At 38.9% G+C, this 22,982-nt stretch carries 20 protein-coding genes; 14 read left to right on the top strand and 6 right to left on the bottom strand.

The window, feature by feature from the left end; genetic code table 11:
• The first annotated feature begins 9 nt into the window (after positions 1–9).
• From WJM97_RS12380 to WJM97_RS12350, 7 genes are all read left to right on the top strand, one after another.
• Positions 10–477, top strand: coding sequence for a DUF29 domain-containing protein (locus WJM97_RS12380; protein WP_353929111.1), 468 nt, complete (start codon positions 10–12; stop codon positions 475–477).
• 156 nt (positions 478–633) lie between these two features.
• The gene (gatB, locus tag WJM97_RS12375; RefSeq protein WP_353929110.1) at positions 634–2,112 is read left to right on the top strand and encodes an Asp-tRNA(Asn)/Glu-tRNA(Gln) amidotransferase subunit GatB; all 1,479 of its coding nucleotides are present in this window, start codon (positions 634–636) and stop codon (positions 2,110–2,112) included.
• Between the two features lie 477 nt (positions 2,113–2,589).
• Complete coding sequence (locus WJM97_RS12370) at positions 2,590–3,384, top strand: glutathione S-transferase family protein (protein WP_353929109.1); 795 nt, start codon at positions 2,590–2,592, stop codon at positions 3,382–3,384.
• A gap of 85 nt (positions 3,385–3,469) precedes the next feature.
• A complete protein-coding gene (locus WJM97_RS12365) occupies positions 3,470–5,197 on the top strand; it encodes an ATP-binding protein (RefSeq protein WP_353929108.1) in 1,728 nt (575 codons plus the stop codon).
• 941 nt (positions 5,198–6,138) lie between these two features.
• Positions 6,139–7,122: an RNA polymerase sigma factor, RpoD/SigA family gene (locus tag WJM97_RS12360; protein ID WP_353929107.1), complete on the top strand. Its 984-nt coding sequence runs from the start codon at positions 6,139–6,141 to the stop codon at positions 7,120–7,122.
• A gap of 467 nt (positions 7,123–7,589) precedes the next feature.
• The gene (locus WJM97_RS12355) at positions 7,590–7,811 is read left to right on the top strand and encodes a hypothetical protein (RefSeq protein ID WP_353929106.1); all 222 of its coding nucleotides are present in this window, start codon (positions 7,590–7,592) and stop codon (positions 7,809–7,811) included.
• Positions 7,789–8,046: a hypothetical protein gene (locus tag WJM97_RS12350; RefSeq protein ID WP_353929105.1), complete on the top strand. Its 258-nt coding sequence runs from the start codon at positions 7,789–7,791 to the stop codon at positions 8,044–8,046. The genes WJM97_RS12355 and WJM97_RS12350 overlap by 23 nt, the downstream gene beginning before the upstream one ends.
• Before the next feature lie 88 nt (positions 8,047–8,134).
• Here the strand turns inward: WJM97_RS12350 and WJM97_RS12345 are convergent, their stop codons facing one another.
• The 3 genes from WJM97_RS12345 to WJM97_RS12335 form a co-directional block, all read right to left on the bottom strand.
• Positions 8,135–9,919 (bottom strand): ribonuclease J, encoded by a 1,785-nt coding sequence (locus WJM97_RS12345; protein WP_353929104.1) that lies wholly within the window; start codon positions 9,917–9,919, stop codon positions 8,135–8,137.
• A gap of 321 nt (positions 9,920–10,240) precedes the next feature.
• Positions 10,241–11,125: a 4-hydroxy-tetrahydrodipicolinate synthase gene (gene dapA, locus WJM97_RS12340; RefSeq protein ID WP_353929103.1), complete on the bottom strand. Its 885-nt coding sequence runs from the start codon at positions 11,123–11,125 to the stop codon at positions 10,241–10,243.
• A gap of 83 nt (positions 11,126–11,208) precedes the next feature.
• Positions 11,209–12,228, bottom strand: a complete 1,020-nt coding sequence (locus WJM97_RS12335; RefSeq protein ID WP_353929102.1) for an aspartate-semialdehyde dehydrogenase — start codon at positions 12,226–12,228, stop codon at positions 11,209–11,211.
• 875 nt (positions 12,229–13,103) lie between these two features.
• On the opposite strand from WJM97_RS12335, the gene tig reads away from it, so the two are divergent.
• From tig to WJM97_RS12315, 4 genes are all read left to right on the top strand, one after another.
• Entirely contained in the window at positions 13,104–14,489 is a 1,386-nt protein-coding gene (gene tig, locus WJM97_RS12330) for a trigger factor (protein ID WP_353929101.1), read from the top strand.
• Positions 14,490–14,736: 247 nt separating this feature from the next.
• Entirely contained in the window at positions 14,737–15,435 is a 699-nt protein-coding gene (gene clpP, locus WJM97_RS12325; RefSeq protein WP_353929100.1) for an ATP-dependent Clp endopeptidase proteolytic subunit ClpP, read from the top strand.
• 10 nt (positions 15,436–15,445) lie between these two features.
• Positions 15,446–16,786, top strand: coding sequence for an ATP-dependent protease ATP-binding subunit ClpX (gene clpX / locus WJM97_RS12320; protein ID WP_353929099.1), 1,341 nt, complete (start codon positions 15,446–15,448; stop codon positions 16,784–16,786).
• Positions 16,787–16,891: 105 nt separating this feature from the next.
• Positions 16,892–17,728, top strand: coding sequence for an alpha/beta hydrolase (locus tag WJM97_RS12315; RefSeq protein ID WP_353933161.1), 837 nt, complete (start codon positions 16,892–16,894; stop codon positions 17,726–17,728).
• A gap of 53 nt (positions 17,729–17,781) precedes the next feature.
• Here the strand turns inward: WJM97_RS12315 and WJM97_RS12310 are convergent, their stop codons facing one another.
• Positions 17,782–18,768, bottom strand: coding sequence for a GntR family transcriptional regulator (locus tag WJM97_RS12310; protein WP_353929098.1), 987 nt, complete (start codon positions 18,766–18,768; stop codon positions 17,782–17,784).
• A gap of 172 nt (positions 18,769–18,940) precedes the next feature.
• Here WJM97_RS12310 and WJM97_RS12305 point away from each other — a divergent pair, with 172 nt between their 5' ends.
• From WJM97_RS12305 to WJM97_RS12295, 3 genes are all read left to right on the top strand, one after another.
• Positions 18,941–19,696, top strand: coding sequence for a dienelactone hydrolase family protein (locus WJM97_RS12305; protein WP_353929097.1), 756 nt, complete (start codon positions 18,941–18,943; stop codon positions 19,694–19,696).
• 65 nt (positions 19,697–19,761) lie between these two features.
• Positions 19,762–20,664, top strand: a complete 903-nt coding sequence (locus WJM97_RS12300) for a S1 RNA-binding domain-containing protein (RefSeq protein ID WP_353929096.1) — start codon at positions 19,762–19,764, stop codon at positions 20,662–20,664.
• 401 nt (positions 20,665–21,065) lie between these two features.
• Positions 21,066–21,641, top strand: coding sequence for a Uma2 family endonuclease (locus WJM97_RS12295; protein WP_353929095.1), 576 nt, complete (start codon positions 21,066–21,068; stop codon positions 21,639–21,641).
• A gap of 262 nt (positions 21,642–21,903) precedes the next feature.
• Here WJM97_RS12295 and WJM97_RS12290 read toward each other — a convergent pair whose 3' ends face one another.
• Positions 21,904–22,521: a type I restriction endonuclease gene (locus WJM97_RS12290; RefSeq protein ID WP_353929094.1), complete on the bottom strand. Its 618-nt coding sequence runs from the start codon at positions 22,519–22,521 to the stop codon at positions 21,904–21,906.
• Between the two features lie 227 nt (positions 22,522–22,748).
• Positions 22,749–22,961, bottom strand: coding sequence for a hypothetical protein (locus WJM97_RS12285; RefSeq protein ID WP_353929093.1), 213 nt, complete (start codon positions 22,959–22,961; stop codon positions 22,749–22,751).
• Positions 22,962–22,982 lie beyond the last annotated feature (21 nt).

Here is a 22,982-nt window from a genome sequence, read left to right as displayed (position 1 = left end):
TTAAAAACTATGTCTAACAAACTATATGATCAAGATTTGCAATTATGGATAGATTCCACAATTAAACAATTACAAAATCATGAATTTTCATCCCTGGATATTGAGCATTTAATTGAGGAGTTAATAGAATTGGGAAAATCAGAAAAAAATGCTCTCAAAAGTAATCTCAAAATCTTGTTAGCTCACTTACTCAAATTAAAAGTTCAGCATAATGCACCAGACACAATGAAAGCAAGTTGGTACAGTTCCGTTGTCGAACATCGTCAACGAGTTATTGATAATCTCACAGATACACCATCTCTGAAAATTTATTTAACGGAAGCATTAGAAAAAGCTTATCCCGATGGACGTAAACTAGCTATTAAAGAAGGTAAACTTGCTAAATTTGGAATTACTATTCCCACAGAAAATGAATATCCTTTAATATGTCCTTTTTCAGTTGAGCAAATTTTAGATGAGGATTTTTATGGAATGTAGATTTGCTAAATTATATTATGAAATAAGTTTCGCGCAAAGACGCAAAGTTTTTTAGTTCAAGTTTCTCTTTTATGAGTGAGATTTAAGAGGATGGAGTGAGTAAGACTGCAAAACAGCTAAAATAGTACCCTAAAGTAAAATCATCAAAATGATAATATGACCACAGCTACACCCGTAAAAACAGCATACGAAGCAATTATCGGTTTAGAAACCCACTGTCAACTCAGCACCAACACCAAAATCTTCTCCAACAGTTCCACCGCGTTCGGTGCTGACCCCAACACCAACATTGACCCGGTGTGTATGGGTTTACCAGGAGTCTTACCCGTACTTAATGCCAAAGTTTTAGAATATGCAGTCAAAGCAGGTTTAGCGTTAAATTGTCAAATCGCCAGATATAGCAAATTTGACCGTAAACAGTATTTTTATCCTGATTTACCCAAAAACTATCAAATTTCTCAATATGACTTACCCATAGCCGAACATGGTTGGTTAGAGATTGAATTAGTGGATGATGCCGGCAACCCCTCCCGTAAACGTATCGGTATCACCCGCTTACACATGGAAGAGGACGCAGGAAAACTTGTACACGCAGGTAGCGATCGCCTTTCCGGTTCTAGCTATTCTCTGGTAGACTATAACCGCGCTGGTGTACCCTTGGTGGAAATTGTCTCAGAACCTGACCTCCGTACCGGACAAGAAGCAGCCGAATATGCCCAAGAATTGCGTCGGATTGTGCGCTATCTTGGTGTCAGTGATGGCAATATGCAAGAAGGATCTCTGCGTTGTGACGTGAACATTTCCGTCCGTCCTGTGGGACAAGAGAAATTTGGGACGAAGGTAGAAATCAAAAACATGAACTCCTTCAGCGCCATTCAAAAAGCGATAGACTACGAAATTGAACGTCAAATCGCGGCCATTGAAGCTGGAGAAAAAATAATTCAAGAAACCCGTCTTTGGGAAGAAGGTTCACAACGTACCAGCAGTATGCGGGTGAAGGAAGGTTCTAGCGATTATCGTTACTTTCCAGAACCCGATTTAGCACCTATCGAAGTGACTGATGTCGAGTTAGGAACTTGGAAAAGCGAATTACCAGAATTACCCGCACAAAAACGTCATCGTTATGAAAGTGAGTTAGAACTTTCTGCTTATGATACGCGAGTTTTGACAGAAGACCGTTCAGTTACAGAATACTTTGAAAATGCGATCGCCGCTGGTGCAAATCCTAAAGCTGCTGCAAACTGGATCACCCAAGATATAGCTGCTTACTTAAATAAACAAAAACTCACTATTTCCGAGATTTCCCTGACTCCCACTAACCTTGCAGACGTAATTAATCGCATTGAATCTGGTAAAATCAGTAATGCTCAAGCCAAAGAAAAATTAGTAGATTTACTGAACGGTGTAGATCCAGAAAAAGCCTTTGCAGGTCAAGAATTAATCAACGATGAAGCCACTTTAGCCGCAATTATAGATGAAATTATCGCTGCAAACCCCAAACAATTAGAACAATACCGTGGTGGTAAAACAAACCTCAAAGGTTTCTTTGTTGGACAGGTATTAAAACAGACTAATAAACGCGCTAACCCCAAATTAACCAACGAGTTATTAGAAAAGAAACTCAACGCAGGTTAATACACTCTCCCAGCATTCAGTCTTTAGCTAATTACTAATAACTGAATGCTGTTTATGAACCAGTATAATTAAACGCAGATGCACGCAGATTAACGCAGATAAAAAAACATGAAATCAGATTTTACCGAACAGTTAATTGTTAAAAATTGAATGCTTATCTGCATGATTAAAAAAGCCAACAAAAATAAAAAATAATTGCTCAGTATTCGTAGAATTCATCTCTAAAAACTGAATTATTTTAGATCATCTCAAACTTGTCAAACTAGAGAAAACCGCAAAATTCACTAAATCATCCCTTCCTATCCGCGTTTATCTGCGTTCATCTGCGTTCAATTATTAGCAACTCTCCCACACAACAGAAAAACAGAAAATATTAAAAGAATAAATCACAGATCAACACAAATACTAGAAAAATTACGGAAATTAAATATAAAATTGTAAAATAGATAAGTCAGTCACATAACAGGATTATAGAAAATGTTGGAATTATATCAATGGGAACTATCCCAATATTCAGAAAAAGTCCGTCTGTGTCTAGATTATAAAGGATTAGAGTATCGCAAAATTGAGGTGACACCAGGAATTGGACAAGTAGAATTATTCCGTTTGACTGGCCAAAGACAAGTACCCGTGTTAAAAGATGGACACAAATATATTGTAGATTCCTCAGCAATTGCTAAGTATTTGGACTCAGAATATCCTGATCGTCCTTTAATACCAACAGATCACAAAAAACGCGCTCAGGCTTTATTATTAGAAGATTGGGCTGATGAAACCATTGGTATTCTCGGTAGAAAAGCTTTATTTGCAGCAATTAGTCAAGATCAAAATTTCCGCAAATCTCTATTACCTGTTTCCACACCAGATATTTTTAGAAGTGTCGTAGAAGGTGTTCCCAAAGATTTTCTAAATGTTTTGGGTATTGGGGTTGGTTTTACTCCTGATGTTATCAATTCTGCGATCGCTAGTTTAAAACAAGATTTAGAAATCCTCACAGAACTATTATCAGATAGTCCCTATCTCTTAGGAGATGAACCAACCATAGCTGATTTAACTGTAGCCGGATTATCTATACTATTAAAGTTTCCAACAGGTGCTTATTTAGATTTACCAGAATCTCTCCAAGGTAAAGGATTACCAATCCTAGCCGATAATCCTGATTATGAAACATTTTTCACCTGGCGCGATCGCATCTACGAACAATTTAGAAAACCCTTAACAGGTAAAACCCCCGCTAACGACAGCGCACCCACTTCAATTCAAATTGATTAGATAATTAGGTGATAGGTGAGAAGTAAAAGTAACAAGTTTACCAATCACCAATCACCAATCACCAACCACCTATTCCCTATTGAAAATGAATCCAGGACAACCATTAGGTTCAGTCATCGAAGGTTCTTTAACCGGCGGTTTAGAAGTCAGATTACACCCGGATATCTCCGTCGAAGATATGCGAGTCGGGAAATTTTTAGTAGTCCAAGGTATGCGATCGCGTTTTTTCTGTATGCTTACCGATGTCGCTTTAGGTGCTGCAAATGCACGAATTGTCGCTAACCCCCCCGGTTGGGAAGATACTTTTTTGCGGGAAGTTCTCGCCGGTAGCGGTACTTATGGCATGATCAACCTTGCACCCATGTTAATGTTTACCCCCGAAACTGAAGAATCTTATACTACTAACGGTAAATCATTAAATCCCTTTGTCCCATCTACTACAGGTTTAGCATCCTTCCAACCCCAAACCAGCACCACCATAGAATTACTACCAGTCAAAACTATCCCCAGTCACTTTAGTCAAGTTTACGAAGCAAAAGAAGATGATTTTCGCAAAGTATTTGGTTGGGAAGATGACCCCCACCGGAAAAACTTTTCTATCGGCAAACCCTTAGATATGGACGTACCTGTATGTATTGATTTAAACCGTTTTGTCGAAAGAAGTAATGGCGTATTTGGTAAATCTGGAACTGGTAAATCTTTCCTCACCCGTTTACTTTTAGCTGGTGTGATCAAGAAAAACGCTGCTGTTAACCTCATTTTTGATATGCACTCAGAATATGGTTGGGAAGCAGTAGCAGAAGGTAAAAATGTTAACACCGTTAAAGGGTTAAAACAATTATTTCCCAACAAAGTAGAAGTATATACTCTTGACCCAGAAGCAACAAAACGTAGAGGTGTTAGGGATGCACAGGAGTTATATCTTAGTTATGAACAGATAGAAGTTGAAGATATTAAGCTATGTGCTAGAGAGTTTGGTTTTTCAGAAGCAGCTTTAGACAATGCTAGTATTTTATGTAATGAATTTGGTAAAACTTGGATTCCGCAACTATTTAATATGACTGGTGAGGATATTAAAATATTTTGTGATGAAAAACCAGGACACCCAGGATCTATTAATTCTTTACAACGTAAGTTATTACGTTTAGATAGTTTAAAGTATATGCGGGCTGTTTGCCCCCAAAATTATATTAAAAAAATCGTACAATCCCTAGAAGCAGGGAAAAATGTAGTTATAGAATTTGGATCTCAATCTAATATGCTCTCTTATATGCTGGTGACAAACATGATCACTAGACGTATCCATGAGCATTATGTCAGAAAAGCAGATAAATTTCTGCAAAGTAAAAATCCTCTTGATCGGCCAACGCCATTAATGATTACAATAGAAGAAGCACATCGCTTTTTAGATCCGGCGGTGGTACAAAGTACAATCTTTGGGACAATCGCCAGAGAACTGCGGAAGTATTTCGTAACACTTTTGGTAGTTGATCAGCGGCCATCGGGCATAGATAATGAAGTCATGTCCCAGATCGGAACTCGCATTACAGCCTTGCTTAACGATGAAAAAGACATTGATGCCATATTTACAGGTGTCTCTGGCGCGGGGGGGCTACGCTCAGTTTTAGCCAAATTAGACTCTAAGCAGCAAGCTTTAATTTTAGGTCATGCTGTACCAATGCCTGTAGTTGTGCGTACACGTCCTTATGACTCTGTATTTTATGCAGAAATTGGCGATCAAGTTTGGGAAGAAAAATCAGATGCGGAAGTCTTTGCGGCCGCAGAATTAGCCAAAGCCGACTTAGGTTTTTAGTTTTATAGTCATTATGGTAACAACCAATGACTCATAACTAGGGCTTGCTGTTCGCGGAGCGTGCCGTCAGGCATATAAATCTCAAAACATTACAGGTAAACGATTTTAGCGATTTTGACTTTCAAAAAATGCAAGCTTTGATGAGGTGAGAACTGAAAAACCTTGCATTTAATTCCTGCTTCAAGGAAAAATAGTTCCCATCCAACTCTTGAAACTGTCACCTGTCACCTGTCACCTGTCACCTGTCTCCACGACAAGACTTTATCAGCAAACCCTAACTAATAACAATTTCGTAACATCCCTCCATTCAGGTCGCTTAACGAGTTCGGTTATCCGGTCACTTTCCAGCAACAGAAGAGGGGTTTTTAACGTCACTATGAATATAGAGCTTTTAAGGAAGTAAAAAACAAAACTTATCCACCCGCAATTCTTAGCCTATAATAGAGGGATTTATTCACCACTCTTTACTATCTGCAAGATTTACCTTACCATAGAAAAGTAAAACTCATACTGACTTCATGTTTGGCAAAAGCTGTCAGCTTCTCAAGAAAGGAAGAATTCTTGAAAACCAACCAGTGTGCTTCTAAGTCTAAGGTATTACAAAATTGAAGAAGGGTCGGAGAAACCCCATCAGGGTAGCACCGTCGTGACAACGGCTATATAAATTAAATGCTTATAGTAGCTCAAAAAATGTCCATTGATTGATGTGTATGCCACCCTTAAAAATCCGCACTCAGATAAGTAAGCCCAGCGATAAATCTATTAACAGCTGTCAGCTAGACAGTAAACTTGTGGACTGGGTAGTGCCGACACTTCCAGGGTTAAGCAGGAAGTAACCGTATCCCGTAGCTTCCCGCAGGGATAGCTCAAAGTGGTCATTGAGATTGTCGAAGTGTAAATTTGAGTAAGTTTTATATAACAGAGTAGAGGACAACGCACCAATGTCTACTGTTAACACCGAAGATGAAAACTTAAATGCCAAATTCACAGCTGATATGGTGCGAACCTATCTGCGAGAAATTGGTCGTGTGCCACTCCTAACCCGTGAGCAAGAAATTGTTTATGGTAAGCAAGTGCAGCAAATGATGACATTGCTGGAAGCAAAGGAAGATTTAGCTAAAAAACTAGACCATGAACCCAGTTTATCAGAATGGGCTGCTCATGTTAACCAATCAGAAAAGGAAGTTCAGCAGACGGTAACACAAGGTAAGCGAGCCAAGCAAAAAATGATTGAAGCCAATTTGCGCTTGGTAGTAGCGATTGCCAAAAAATACCAGAAGCGGAATATGGAATTTCTGGATTTAATCCAGGAAGGAACATTAGGACTAGAAAGAGGAGTCGAGAAATTTGATCCTATGCGGGGTTATAAATTCTCAACCTATGCTTACTGGTGGATTAGACAAGCAATCACAAGAGCGATCGCCCAACAAGGTCGTACCATCCGCTTACCTATCCATATTACCGAAAAGCTGAACAAAATCAAAAAAGTTCAGCGCGAATTGGCACAAAAATTAGGCAGATCACCAACACCCACTGAAATTGCCCATGAATTAGCAATAGAACCTGCTCAAATTCGAGAGTATTTGAACATGGCACGACAACCAGTTTCTTTAGATGTACGTGTTGGTGACAACCAAGACACAGAACTGCAAGAAATGTTAGAAGACGATGGTCCATCACCAGAACATTACACCACCCAGGAATTCTTGCGCCAAGACCTCAACAACCTGTTAGCAGAACTCACACCCCAACAGCGGGAAGTTTTAGCACTCCGGTTTGGGTTAGAAGATGGAAACGAAATGTCCTTAGCCAAAGTTGGAGAACGGTTAAATCTTAGCCGCGAACGAGTCCGCCAACTAGAACATCAAGCTCTTGCACATTTACGCCGTCGTCGAGCCAATGTTAAAGAATACGTCGCCAGCTAAAAGCATAAACCAGCACAAGCTGGTTCAGAAATATAGCCGTTGGCTGTACACGCCTCCTAATTTTAGGGGGCTATTTTTTTAGTTGTTAGTTGTCAATTTTCTAGGAATGGGAATTGGGAATAAATAACTTTATATAGCAGGTGACAGTCATAGAAGTCTTTGAGTGTCTAAGTTTTAGTTCTGTTTAATGTCCTAACCGCCTTGTCCATTGCTATAACTATTTAGGGTTTGCTGATAAAGTCTTGTCGTGGAGACAGGTGACAGGTGACAGGTGACAGTTTCAAGAGTTGGATGGGAACTATTTTTCCTTGAAGCAGGAATTAAATGCAAGGTTTTTCAGTTCTCACCTCATCAAAGCTTGCATTTTTTGAAAGTCAAAATCGCTAAAATCGTTTACCTGTAATGTTTTGAGATTTATTCAGCAAGCCCTATTTAGAATGGAAAAACAGTCTATGGGAGGTAAATTTATGAAATCTCTTACAGAAATCGAAGCAGCAATTACCCAACTTTCTGAAGTTGAGATGCGTCAGCTTGCAGATTGGCTACAGACATACTTAGAAGATGTTTGGGATAAACAAATTGAATCTGATGCTAAATTTGGTCGCTTAGATAAATTAATTCAACTTGCTGAAGCTGATATCGCCGCTAACCGAGTTAAACCACTTAATGAAATCCTTGACAACTGCTGAATTTTGGCGTTTATATTCTGCACTACCACCCAAAATTAAACAACAGGCAAAAAAAGCTTATCGTTTGTGGATAAACGACCAATTTCATCCATCTCTACATTTTAAAAAAGTTGGTAATAATTTATGGTCTGCTCGCATTACAGGTGGATATCGAGCTTTAGCGTTGAAAAAGGGTGATGATTTCTACTGGTTTTGGATTGGAACACATAATGAATATGATTCTTTAATTGGTTAAAGTAAAAACATTTTCTCAAACAAAAACGCAAAGACACTTAGAAACCTTTGCTCCTTTGCGCCTTTGCGTGAAATAAACCTTTCAAACTTTAAGAGGCTACAGCAGTAGAACGAGTCCGTCTTCTTCTACCATCAGAAACCTTAACCGCTTGAGCTTGAGCTTGAACTTGAGCTTCATCTGGAAACTGCATCAACAGAGTTACAGAAGGTTGACATTGCAACTCCCGACGTAGAGAACGAGCTAATTCTTTTTCTAACATTCCTTGCACACCGCCCCAATCTATATCATTCATGCCCTGACCAGTCACAAATTCTGGCCAACGCACACTGAGAATTTCTTCAATCCGTTGCTGTAACCATTTCAACATCAGTGATTTCTCAATACTGGTTACCACACCTTGTAAATGGATATCTGGTTTAGCCAGTAGTTTACCATTCCAATCAATTGCCGCTGCAATGGTAGCCAGTCCTTCCGAAGCCATGCGTTGTCTCTCATGCAGCACTTTAGAACTTACCATTCCTGAACTTGTAGTATCTACCAGTTCAATTCCTGATGGGACTTTAGCACCCACACCGATAGAATTTTCTGTCAGTTCTATCACATCCCCATTTTGAATAATCACCATGTTTTCTTTGGGAATGCCCATACTTTGAGCAGTTTGGGAGTGCTTAATCAACATCCGGTGTTCACCGTGGAAAGGTACAAAGAACTTAGGACGGGTTAAAGCTATCATTAGCTTTTGTTCTTCTTGACAACCGTGACCGGAAACGTGAATGCCTTTATCTCTGCCATAGACAACGTTTGCACCTTGAATCATTAATTTATCAATGGTGTTGACCACCGCAATGGTGTTTCCAGGAATGGGGTTAGCAGAGAAGACAACAGTATCTCCTTCCCGAATTTTAATGTGGGGATGCTCTTTATTGGCAATTCTGGTCATAGCTGCCATTCTTTCCCCTTGCGAACCAGTGGTTAAAATCAGTACGTTTTCATCTGGTAAACCACGAACTGTATGTAGGGGTTGAAATAGGCTATCGTCACATTTGATGTAACCTAAATTCCGCGCATGGGCAATTAAGTTCAACATTGAACGTCCCACAACTGTTACTACTCGGTTATGCTTTTTAGCTAACTGTAAGATTAAGTTGATGCGGTGGACGCTGGACGCAAAAGTAGTTACAAATAGTCGCCCTGCGGCTTGGGAGAATACCCGGTCAAGGTTAGGATAAACGGAACTTTCCGATGGTGTAAATCCTGGTACTTCTGCATTAGTGGAATCACTCAATAAGCACAGTACACCTTTTTCACCATGTTCAGCTAAACGCTGCAAGTCAAATCTTTCACCATCCACTGGGGTATGGTCAATTTTAAAGTCTCCGGTATGAATCACTACACCTAATGGGGTGTGAATGGCAACGGTAAAACTGTCAGCGATGGAGTGAGTGTTGCGAATGTACTCAACAAAAAAGGCTTCACCGATTCTAACTACATCACGGGGCATTACGGTTCTTAGTTCCGTGCGATCGCGTACCCCTGCTTCTTCCAATTTACCCTCTAACATTGCCATTGCTAGTCTTGGCCCATAAATGACTGGGATATCAAATTGTTTGAGGTGAAAAGCAATACCACCAATGTGATCTTCGTGACCGTGAGTAACGATCATACCTTTAATTTTATGACGATTTTCCCGTAGATAAGTAGTGTCAGGTAAAACGATATTTACTCCGTGCATTGCTTCTGTGGGAAAGGCCAAACCTGCATCCAAGAGAATGATTTCGTCTTCATACTCAAACACACAGGTGTTTTTACCTATTTCATGTAAACCACCCAAAGGAATAATTTTTAGGGCAGCATTAGCTTCGTTTTTAGCCATTTTCTCCTTGATATTGTGTGAGTTGTTAATCAGTTGATAGTTAGGGTTTTTTCTATGAAAGACAAAATTAAATGCTTATGTAATTCAATGTCAAAACAGCAAATTTCGACTTCATATATCCAATCAATTTTTTCCTGAATAAATAAAAATGAATTGACAATTTTTCCTGAGCATCTTATGAAAAGGATTCTTATATCATTCCGTTATCTTTCAGTTTTAGCACAGATATTGAAATTGCAATTTAGCAGCAATTATTACAATTTATCTATAAGCAACCTAGAAAACCAGCATTTGGCTAGTTTTTCCATCACATATTAGTCCTTAAACTAAATTGAGTTTCTGCATCACTGCTTCTAAGTGTGGACAGATTTCTGTGTTTGTTTCCCATAAAGGTAAACGGACTGAACCAACTTCCCAACCTTGTAGTTTTAATGCTTGTTTCACAGGAATGGGATTTGTGTTTAAAAATAAAGCTTTAAACAACGGGAATAGTTGTAGATGAATTTCTGTGGCAATTTGGACTTTACCAACATCAAAAGCAGAAACCATCTGTTTTAATTGATTGCCCACTATATGGGAGGCTACACTAACTACACCTTTCGCCCCAATCGCTAATAGAGGTAAGGTAAGAGAATCATCTCCAGCGTAAATATCAAAATTCTGTGGTGTCAAGCGCCGGATCTCACTAGCTTGTTCTATGCTACCACTAGCTTCCTTAACTCCCACTATACTTTTGATTTGTGCCAATTGCACTACTATTTCTGGGTTCAGGTTTTGTCCCGTCCGACCAGGAATATTATACAACAACATTGGCAAGTCTGGACAGGCTGCTGCTATTTCCCGAAAGTGGTGATACAGTCCCGCTTGCGGTGGTTTGTTGTAGTAAGGGACTACTTGTAAAGATCCATGTACTCCTATTCTAGCTGCTTTTTGGGTAGCGGCGATCGCTTCTGTGGTGGAGTTAGAACCACAACCAGCTATTACCTTGGCCTTCCCGCCTACAGCTTGCAATACTTCTACAAATAGCTGGTACTCTTCATCCCAAGTTAAAGTAGGGGATTCACCTGTCGTCCCACACACCACGATTGAATCTGTGCCATTGTCAACTAAATGTGCTGCTAATTTACCAGCTACTTCATAATTAACACTGCCGTCTGCCTGAAAAGGCGTAATCATAGCAGTTATAATTGTGCCAAAATCTCCCACCCTTGTTTTCTCTCCTAATTTTAGTTATTAGTTATTAGTCATTGGTTATTAGTTCTTTTTCTCCAATCACCAATCACCAAAGTTTATTTGAGTAGATTTTTTTCTACTAATAATTCGGCGATTTGTACAGCATTTAAAGCTGCACCTTTACGGATTTGATCACCACACAACCATAATTCTAAACCACAGGCATGGGAAATATCTTGACGAATTCTGCCGACTAAAACTTCGTCTTTGCCACTTGCATCTATGGGCATAGGAAAGTAATTTCTTTGCCAATCTTCTACCAGTTTTACGCCTGGAGCATTGCTTAAAATTGCTCTGGCTTCATCGGGATTAAATGGAGTTTCAAATTCCAGGTTAATCGCTTCAGAATGGGCGCGCAGTACGGGAACTCTTACACAAGTAGCTGTAATTCTGATATCTTGATCACCAAATATTTTCCGAGTTTCATTGACCATTTTCAGTTCTTCTTCACAATAACCCACATCTGTCAATGGGGAATTATGGGGAAATAAATTAAAGGCTAAAGGATAGGGTAATACTTCTGCCACAGGTTGCTGTCCCTGTAAAATGGCAGCAGTTTGAATTTTTACCTCTTCCATGGCTTTTGCACCAGCACCACTAGCTGATTGATAGGTGGCGGCTATGATCCGTTTAACAGGTTTGACTTGATGCAGTGGCCATACTGCTAAAGTCATTAAGATTGTGGTGCAGTTGGGGTTGGCAATAATGCCTTTGTGAGTAGCTGCGGCTTCGGGGTTTACCTCTGGTACTATCAAAGGAACATCAGGGTTCATGCGGAAAGCGCTGGAATTATCTATAACTACCGCGCCTTTTTCTACAGCTACACTAGCCCAGGTTTTGGAAGTTCCACCTCCAGCACTAGCCAATACTATATCAACATTTTCAAAGGAGCGATCGCTAACTGACTCAATGACCAGGTTTTCTCCTTTAAAGTTGAGGGTTTTTCCCGCACTCCGTTCTGATGCCAATAATTTTAGATCAGCTATGGGGAAGTTACGACTTGCTAACAATTCCAGCAACTCTGTACCTACAGCACCAGTTGCACCCAAAATAGCTACACGATAGGACTTAGACAAACTAGACTCCTCCTTTAAGAGGTCAATAAGATTTTTTTTACAACTCTAAATATCTATAATTCCAGTAACAGGTAATCAAATTCCTTTGTTTACTTAATTGCTGATGGATTTCTTGCTAATTTATTTAGGTATCTATAATTTTGTTAGACATTCTCAATTGACTTAGTGTTTTTATTTTAGTTGACAATAATTATTGTTTAATCTGTACATAATTAAACTATATATTACTATACAGCAAATTCTCAAATAGGAGTTAAGATACATAAGTTAAAAAATTAAGCTATGTTAATTAAGCAGTATTTTTCCCTTGTATACACTAATTTCAAAGTCAAGGTTTTGACACCGTAATTAACAAATCAAATTTTGTTAACATCAATTGCTTTGTTTAACCTAACTATATAAACACGATTAATAACACCATATTGACTATCTGGAAACAGACTATTCTGGAAATCTTCCTTGGTGTGAAACCATTATGACAAACCAAAATTGTACTGTATGGAGAGATAATATCCTGAAATAATAGCACAGCCTGAGCAAGTTGGAGAAAATTTTGTTGCTAATTCCTCCAAATATAGACACAGCAAAAAATAGTTAAGCGGTTTTTATTGTAAAAATAAATGTACAAACCTTCAAGACATTAAAAAACAGCTTGAGAAATGCTATTAGTAAAGATATTGCAGCAAAAGTGTTAAGTCCTGTGCTATTGGCGGTACACTGGATATTTGCTCAAGAGTGCAGACTCAATAAACGGATTTAATCATGGCAACAAGACATAATTAAATTCCCAGCATGAGATATAAAGTGAAGAAGCCCAGCGAACAGCTTCTTATGTGTACTCTCAAGATCAAAATACCAAAAAATAGAGACAAAGCATGAAAGTTACCCAGGAAAAACTTGAGAAAAGTCAAATTGGACTAGACATAGAGATTACAGCGGAAATTACCAAACAAAAATACGAACAGGTCATTAAAAAATTAAGTGGTACTGTAAATATTCCTGGGTTTCGCAGAGGTAAAGTACCCCGGCAGATATTATTACAGCGCCTGGGAGTCAGCCGCATTAAAGCATCTGCACTGGAAGAATTAATTCCGGAAGTTGTCGAGGAAGCAGTTAAACAAGAGGAAATTCCAGCCATTGGCCAACCGCGCTTACGCTCCTCCTTTGATGATTTGATCAACAATTACGAACCAGGACAGCCTTTGACTGTCGCCGCAGCGGTGGATGTAGAGCCAGAAATAAAGCTCAACCAGTACACTGGTTTCCAAGTTAAAGCAGAAGAAGTCAAATATGATCCTACAAGAGTAGACAACATATTAGACGAAAAACGTCAACAACTGGCTACCCTAATTCCCGTAGAAGGAAGAGCAGCCCAAATAGGTGATGTAGCAGTAGTTGATTTTACAGGTGTGATTACACCAGCAGAAGGGGAAGAAGAGTCTGAACCTACACCAATTCCCGGCGGAGAAGCAACGGATTTTCAAGTAGAATTACAGGAAGATAAATTTATCCCTGGTTTTATTGCGGGGATGGTAGGGATGAACCCTGGAGAAACTAGAGAAATTTCGGCACAGTTTCCCGATCCTTATGCTAATGAAGAGTTAGCTGGTAAACCCGCACTATTTACGGTGACACTTAAAGAAATTAAGGAAAAAGAACTACCTGAATTAAATGATGATTTCGCCCAAGAAATCAGTGATTTTGAAACTTTGGCAGAATTACGGGCATCCTTAGAAGAACGTTATCAAAAAGAAGCTCAAGATCAAACTAAGGCCAATCAACAAGAAGCTTTATTAGCAGAATTGTTAAATCATGTAGAAGTTGACTTACCAGCTACCTTGATTGATAAAGAAGTTGATGCCATGCTGACACAAACAGCTATGAAATTGTCAGAACAGGGACTAGATGTCAGACAGCTATTTACTCAGGATATTTTGCCCCAATTACGGGAGCGTTCCCAGCCTGAAGCCATAGAAAGACTAACACGTTCTCTAGCTGTGGAAGAAATTGGTAAACGGGAATCTATCGAAGTTACCACCGAAGAAGTTGCGGCTAAAGTCAAAGAACTTTTAGAACAATATGCAGATGAGGATATAGATCCTGTGAGACTGCAATCAGCCGTAGAAGCTCAACTAGTCAATGAGAAAATCACAGACTGGTTGATAGCTAATTCAACTGTAGAACTTTTACCTGAAGGTTCTCTCAGCAGCAAAGAAGAAGAAGAAGAGGAAACAGATGCTGATGAATCTGATAGTGAATAGGGAATAGACTATGGGTAACAGGTAATAGTAAGTAATGGGTAATGGGTAATAGGTATTAGGGTAGTTGGTGATTCATACAAATTATCTGTCACCTATCACCTGTCCCAGAAACCCTCAACTTCTGCGGGAAAAACTTAATATAAGGCATAATAGTGGTTAACACATAGCTCAAATACAAATTCACAGCCTGAAAGCAGCTGTCTCAAAAGCTCACATCTTTGTCCCAATTATTGTTAAATATTTTTGTATGCTTGTATCGCAGTCGGGAAATTACCCAATCAATAGCTTGAGTCCCATCAGTATTAGCTGTAACAACGGCAGCCCTAACAACATTGTACCGATGGTAGTAGAACAATCTGGTATGGGAGAAAGGGCTTTTGACATCTACTCCCGTCTACTACGAGAACGAATCATTTTTTTGGGAACACCCATAGATGACGTAGTAGCTAACTCTATTGTGGCTCAATTGCTGTTCCTTGATGCTGAAGATCCAGAAAAAGATGTTCAACTATATATCAATTCTCCTGGCGGCTCAGTGTACGCAGGAATGGCAATTTATGATACAATCCAACAAATACGCCCTGATGTTGTCACCATCTGTTTTGGCCTAGCTGCAAGCATGGGTGCATTTTTGTTAACAGCAGGGACAAAAGGTAAAAGAATGTCATTACCTGATTCGAGAATTATGATTCACCAACCCCTTGGTGGCGCTCAAGGACAAGCGATTGATATCGAAATTCAAGCGCGAGAAATTCTTTACATCAAGGGTAAATTGAACCAATTGATGGCTGACCACACTGGCCAACCCTTGGAAAGAATTGAAACAGATACAGAGCGAGACTTTTTTATGTCCGCAGAAGAAGCTAAAAACTATGGCTTGATTGATCAGGTTATTTCAAGGCAAAATATACCCTCAGCAGGGGAAAACGTCACCATTCTGAAATAAGAGGCTTGGTATGTCTAAATATGACTCCCATTTAAAATGTTCGTTTTGTGGCAAGTCTCAGGAGCAGGTGCGTAAACTAATCGCAGGTCCGGGAGTCTACATCTGCGATGAATGCGTTGACTTGTGTAATGAAATCCTGGATGAAGAATTACTAGATACAAATGCTGCGGCCTCCCCACCAGCACCTAAGTCAGAACCACCCCAAAAACGTCGTACCAGTTCTGCTAATCTCTCATTTAATCAAATCCCGAAACCCAGAGAGATTAAAAACTATTTAGATGAACACGTCATTGGTCAAGACGAAGCTAAGAAAGTTCTTTCTGTTGCTGTTTACAATCATTACAAACGACTGGCCATTGTTCAGTCTAAAGGTAGTGAAAAAGCCGGAGCGGATGATTCTGTAGAATTACAAAAGTCTAATATCTTATTAATGGGTCCGACTGGTTGCGGTAAAACTCTACTAGCGCAAACCCTGGCGAAAATCCTCGATGTGCCGTTTGCTGTCGCTGATGCCACAACTCTGACAGAAGCTGGTTATGTAGGGGAAGATGTAGAAAATATCTTACTGCGACTCCTGCAAGTAGCAGATTTGGATGTAGAGGAAGCACAGCGAGGAATTATTTACATTGATGAAATAGATAAGATTGCCCGTAAGAGTGAAAATACTTCCATTACCAGGGATGTTTCTGGTGAAGGAGTACAGCAAGCCTTACTAAAAATGTTAGAAGGTACAATTGCTAATGTTCCACCCCAAGGCGGACGTAAACACCCATATCAAGACTGTATCCAAATTGACACAAGTAATATTCTGTTTATCTGTGGTGGTGCTTTTCTGGGTTTAGAAAAAGTAGTAGATCAGAGAGTAGGTAAAAAGTCAATTGGCTTTGTGCAGCCAGGGGAAGGGCAATCCAAAGAAAAACGGGCAGCGGAAACACTGCGTCATCTAGAACCAGATGATTTAGTTAAATTTGGCATGATTCCAGAATTTATTGGCAGAATTCCCATGGTGGCTGTAGTTGATCCCTTGGATGAGGATGCACTCATGGCAATTTTAACCCAGCCCCGTAGTGCTTTAGTGAAGCAGTACCAGAAATTACTGAAGATGGATAATGTCCAGTTAGATTTTAAACAAGATGCCTTAAAAGCGATCGCCCAAGAAGCCTATCGTCGGAAAACCGGCGCGAGGGCGTTAAGAGGTATTGTGGAAGAATTGATGTTAGATGTGATGTATGAATTGCCATCCCGTAAAGATGTTGCACATTGTACAGTGACTAGGGAAATGGTAGAAAAACGTTCCACTGCGGAACTGTTGGTACATCCTTCTTCATTACCAAAACCGGAGTCAGCGTAATTGGGGACAGGTGACAGGGAAGAGGGTATTGGTAAAAGTCTTTTTTCTCCCACCTCTCCCCATCTTCCCCTCTCCCTATTCCCTATTCCCTATTCCCTCAAAATTATGTCTTATATAAAAGTTCGGGGTGTTGAACATTATTACGAGTGGATAAAAGAACCATCCAGTGGGGTAAAACCTGTGATGGTTTTTGTTCATGGTTGGGCGGGTTCTTCGAGATATTGGCAAACTACAGCCCAGGCTTTATCATCAGAATTTGACTGCTTACTTTATGATATGCGGGGTTTTGGGCGCTCCCATGCTCAACTACCAGATGGCAGTAATTTAAGTTATGAATTAACAGCATACGCAGAAGATTTGGCAGCTTTGTTAGATGCGCTGCAACTTCCACGTGTTTATATTAATGCCCATTCTATGGGTGCTTCCGTTGCAACTTTATTTTTTAATCGTTATCCCCAAAGGGTAGAAAAGGGAATTTTAACCTGTAGTGGGATTTTTGAATATGACGAAAAAGCTTTTGCTGCTTTTTATAAATTTGGTGGTTTAGTAGTTAAATTCCGTCCGCAATGGTTAGGGAAAATACCCTTAGCGGATAGGATGTTTATGGCTAGATTTTTACATAGTCCTATTCCTCAATCGGAAAGACAAGCCTTTTTACAAGATTTTATTGATGCTGATTATGATACGGCGTTGGGAACAATTTTTACTTCCGTAAGCAAAGAACAAGCGGAAACAATGCCCCAGGAATTTGCTAATTTAACTGTACCCACTTTGCTGGTGGCGGGGGAATATGATCAAATTATCCCTGCCAAAATGGGGGAACACGCAGCTTCATTAAATAACAAAGTTGAATTTATTGTTATTTCTAAAACTGGACATTTTCCGATGTTGGAAGATGCAGAAACTTATTTACAGAAGCTGTGGGAGTTTTTGGGTAATTAATTGGTAATGGGTAATTGGTAATTGGTCAAAATCTTTTTCTCCCCATCTCCCCCTCAAATTAAACCAAGTTCCCGCTTGAGTAAATTAATAGAATGAGAACCAATATAATTTCCGCAGCGAATTAGTTTAGGTGATCTAATTAAGTCTTCCACAACCATTTGTATAGCTGCTTGTGCCATGGAATAACTAACTTGATCTGTGCAAAATATAATTTCTGAGCGCTTGACTATAGCGTTTAATTTATAAGCATCCTTGGGTTGGGAAGTCATCACCAATAATTCGTCACCACGTAAACCATGTAGAATGACTTCTGTGGCGCGGAGAATACCAGGACTGAGACTAACAATACCAATACAACTGGATTTAGCTAGGCTTTTAACTACATTTAGTTCTTTAGCGTAGTCGTGAATATCGAGGGGAATAACGCGGACGGCTTTGGGTGCGGCGATCGCCTCTACTTCGCCGATAAAATATCTACTGGTGACTAATGTGGCGGAAGTTGTTTGTTCTAAAACTGCTGCTAATTCTTCTGTCACTACCAGTTGCACAGGAATTTCTAGGGATTCTTCCAATTCATCTCCCATTAATTCCCCAGCACCAATATCTTGAGATGGTACAACTACCAAAACTCTGGCGCTACAACGCAAACGCCAGTCAACTTCTGCTAAAAATAATTCTCTGGCTTGGTTGAGAGAACATCCTTGATTTAATAGTTCATCTAAGGTTTTTTGAACTACCTTGTATGCTTCCGGGTATTGTTTGAGAATTGGAGACTGTAACCTACTACCGCCTTCATGACCTTGGGGACGGACATAAATTCCTGAACCGGCAAGACTTTCCACAAATCCTTCGTCTTCCAACTGACGGTAAACTTTGCTGACTGTATTACGATGGAGTCCGGTTTGCATGGCTAAAGCCCTGGTACTAGGCAGTTTATAACCAGGGGAATATTGACCGGAGGCGATCGCAAAGCGAATTTGATTAAATAGTTGGCTAGATGCGGGAATTTCACTGTCTGGCTGAATACGGAATTGAATCATTACCAATTATCCTAATTACTGGTAGCTGCACTTAACTATCTGTGTATGCTACCTGTTAAATATATTATTAATGTTGAACTGTTCTGGGGTGAATTGATAACTTACTGGAAAAGAGCCAAAACATACTGGCATAGTTATATCAAAGAATTTGATAATTTTCGCTAAAATTATTATGAAAGAGCGAGCGATAAATACGGCAAAAGTTAAACTTTCTCAACATGATTGTCAAATAGATGCTTATTTGGCACAACCAACCGCACCTGGTAATTATCCAGGAATTGTGGTTTTACAAGAGATTTTTGGGGTCAATGTTCATATCCGAGATGTGACGGAAAGAATTGCCAAACTGGGGTATGTGGCGATCGCTCCAGCACTTTTTCAACGTCAAGCACCTGGTTTTGAAACTGGTTACACCCCAGCAGATATCGAAGTCGGTAGAAAATACGCCTGGTCAGAAACTACCGCTTCAGAACTGTTGAGTGACATTCAAGTAGCTATTGACTACTTAAAAACCTTACCCAACATCAAAAAAAATAGTTTTGGTTGTATTGGCTTTTGTTTTGGTGGTCATGTCGCCTATTTAGCCGCTACCCTCCCTGATATTCAAGTCACAGCATCCTTCTATGGGGCTGGAATTACCACTCGCACACCCGGAGGTGGAAACCCCACTATCACCCGTACTCCAGAGATTTCCGGGACTATTTACGCCTTTTTCGGTATGGATGACGGGAGTATTCCCCAGGAACAGGTAGATGAAATAGAAACCGAGTTACAAAAACACAACATTTCTTATCAACTGTTTCGCTACGATGGATCTGATCACGGATTTTTCTGCGATCGCCGTGGCAGTTATAATCCTAAAGCGACAGCTGACGCTTGGGAACAAGTACAACAACTGTTTAGCCAACTGTTGTCACCATCTTATTAGTGGTCAGTCATCAACAACAACTGAGTACCGACTACTAACAAATAACAATTTACCTTCACAAAGTCATGAATTCCGAATCAAAACTATCTCAAACAGACAATTCGTCATTTTCAATGGACGATTTTGCCAAAGCATTAGAAAAACACGATTACCAATTTCAAAAAGGACAAGTAGTACATGGTAAGGCATTCCAATTAGACCATGACGGTGCTTATGTTGATATTGGTGGTAAATCGTCAGCTTTTCTACCCCGTGATGAGGCTTCCTTGAGACCAGTTGTTGATTTATCGGAAGTGTTACCGATGAATGAGGATCTGGAGTTTTTGATTATCAGAGATCAGGACGCTGAAGGTCAAGTTACCCTTTCTCGTAAACAGTTGGAACTGAGACACAATTGGGACAAACTAGAACAAATGCAGGAAGGTTCTCAAACTGTGCAGGTGCGAGTAACAGGTGTGAATAAAGGTGGTGTAACTGTAGAAGTTCTAGCATTACGAGGATTCATTCCGCGATCGCATTTAGTAGAAAGAGAAAACCTAGAAGCATTAAAAGGTCAAGCTCTCACCGTTGGTTTTTTAGAAGTTAATCGCAACACCAAAAAATTAATTCTTTCCCAACGTTTAGCCACTCGTTCCAGCAGTTTTAGTTTATTAGAAGTTGGTCAATTAGTCGAAGGAAAAATAACAGGTATCAAACCCTTTGGTGTATTTGTTGAAATAGATGGGATGAGTGCTTTACTACATATCAAACAAATCAGCCAAAAATTCATTGAATCCTTAGATAAAGTCTTTACAGTTGGTCAACAAATTAAGGCTGTAATTATTGACTTAGACGAAGGTAAAGGTAGAGTTGCTGTTTCTACCAGAGTTTTAGAAAACTATCCTGGGGAATTGTTAGAAAATATGGCAGAAGTAATGAATTCCGCCGAAGCAAGAGCAAACCGCGCTGCCAATAAAGCCGCAGAATAGGTAATTAGTAATGGGTAATGGGTAATGGGTAATTGGTAAAAATTTTTCCTCCTCCTACCCCCTACCCTCAAAGCAATTGGGTATTTTTTTATTTGGCAGTTCCTTATTTTCTGGCGGGTGTGGAAGCTAACAGATAAGCCATATTTAGCTTAATTTCACACTACTGAGCTTGTGCTTTATCCCTACTTTAAGTTTTAAAACGACCTTCTAAAATTGGTGTACCTCATTTAGTCTAAAAGTGCTGTATATATTGTGCATAAATAAAGTCAAAAATTTACTTCTTTTACTTGTGAGAAAATAATAAAAACTGTAATTAAATTTAATGAAAATATGAAGTTGGGTTTCCTATCGTCAACCTAACCTACTGAGATATAATATCTAATATGCAAGAGGTAAAAATCATGACTTCTGTAACCTTACAAATCCCCCAATCATTAAAATTCACAGATGATGAATTTGTAGAAATAGTCGCCGCTAACAAAGATTTACGTTTAGAATTATCACATCAAGGGGAATTAATAGTTATGTCACCCACCGGAGGAGAAACAGGAGAGAGAAATTTAGAGTTAAGTGGACAAGTTTGGTTTTGGAATCGAAATAATAATTTAGGAAAAGCATTTGATTCTTCCACAGGGTTTAAATTACCAAATGGTTCTACCCGTTCCCCTGATGTCTCTTGGATTAAAATAGAAAGATGGGATGCACTCACACCAGAACAAAGAAAAAAGTTTTTACCTTTATGTCCTGATTTTGTGATTGAATTAGTTTCTGAAAGTGACGATTTAGCAGATACACAAGCCAAAATGCGGGAATATATTAACAATGGTTTGCGTTTAGGTTGGTTGTTAAATCCTAAAGATAAACAAGTAGAAATATATCGTCAAAATCAAGCAGTAGAAATATTAGAAAATCCGCAAAGTTTATCTGGGGAAGATGTTTTACCAGGTTTTATTTTAGATTTACAACCTATTTTTTAAATGCAGATGTAAGTAAGTAGATAAACACGGATTATTTGATAATGTAACTTCATTTTCTTCCTTTGTGCCTTTACATGAAATAATAAACTATGGTTTTTAAAACAAACCACTCCAAACATAGAGGAATGAAGATATAAAATAGTTGTTAAATATTAATCACCATCACCAATATCCCGGTAAAATTATGTTTCTGAGGTCTATTAATTCCTGAGTCATTTTTAGTAGCTTCCTATTTTATTTCTATATTAATAATAAAATAAATTCAGACTATTACCGCTATTTTCCGCAACACCTGACAAGCAACTGCTAATTCACTTTGATTAGTAAAAGGTGCAAAAACTCTAGAAATTGCATATTTTTGATTTTCCACTTTCACAAAAACTATATCATCACCATTAGTTAACATCGCAAAAGCAGGATAATTTTGATTAGGATTAGCCATTAAATAAGCTAGAGTTTGGGGTAGTGCTGACCAAACTGATAACATGGTTTTTTTAGATTCTATAACTATAATCCATAATCTTTCTTTTAAGACTAAAATATCAATTCTTCCCTGTAAGGTTTCTTCACTATCAGATACTATAATTTGTATTGATTCTTGTGCTTTAATTCTAAAAGGTGGATCATATAAACGAGCGATCGTTAGCAGTGGAGAAACGAGTAATAAAATTACCGTACTTTCTAATAAATGTCCACCGGAACGATGATAAATATAACGTTGCCATAAAGTTGTTAAGTTTTTGATATCATCGTTATTTAATTCTGGTAATTGATCACTCCATTCTGTGAAAAAGTCTGGGGATTGATTTCGAGTTAAATTAAGTCTTTTTTCAGCTTCAGCAATGGTGGTAATGGTTTCTGTGACTGCGAATGTTTGCATGGTAGATTTTTTTGATGTTGATTTATTTAACTATCATAAATTATCATTGTTTTAACTAATTACTTGAGGTGCAGAGAACACAGAGAAAAGAGAGGAAAACGTTTAAACTCGTTCCCCGTTTCCAGGCTGGGAATGTTATTGGGTGTCTCTGAATCTACAAAAGTTAGAACCTTTAAAATTCATTCCTATACAGAGTATGGGTACGAGAAATTTCAACATTACTAGAGTCAACGTCTAAAAAGTAAAGAAATGAAAAAGGAGAAAAATAATCCAATAAAGAAAAGAGCTATACTAGCACGAAGAATAGCAAATGAAATGGTACTTTCTAGCTTTTTCTTAATAAATAATTCATCGTAAATGTCTAACAATTGTTTTTGATTATTAATTAATTGCTTTTTAACTTGCTCCAGTTCATGAACAATATCGTCATATTCTCGCATAATAAATTTCTCACTATGTTT

The organism is Okeanomitos corallinicola TIOX110, assembly GCF_038050375.1.
In the GTDB taxonomy this organism is placed as follows: domain Bacteria; phylum Cyanobacteriota; class Cyanobacteriia; order Cyanobacteriales; family Nostocaceae; genus Okeanomitos; species Okeanomitos corallinicola.
Note: the sequence above shows the minus strand (reverse complement) of the source record. Positions and strands in the feature narration are given on the sequence as shown.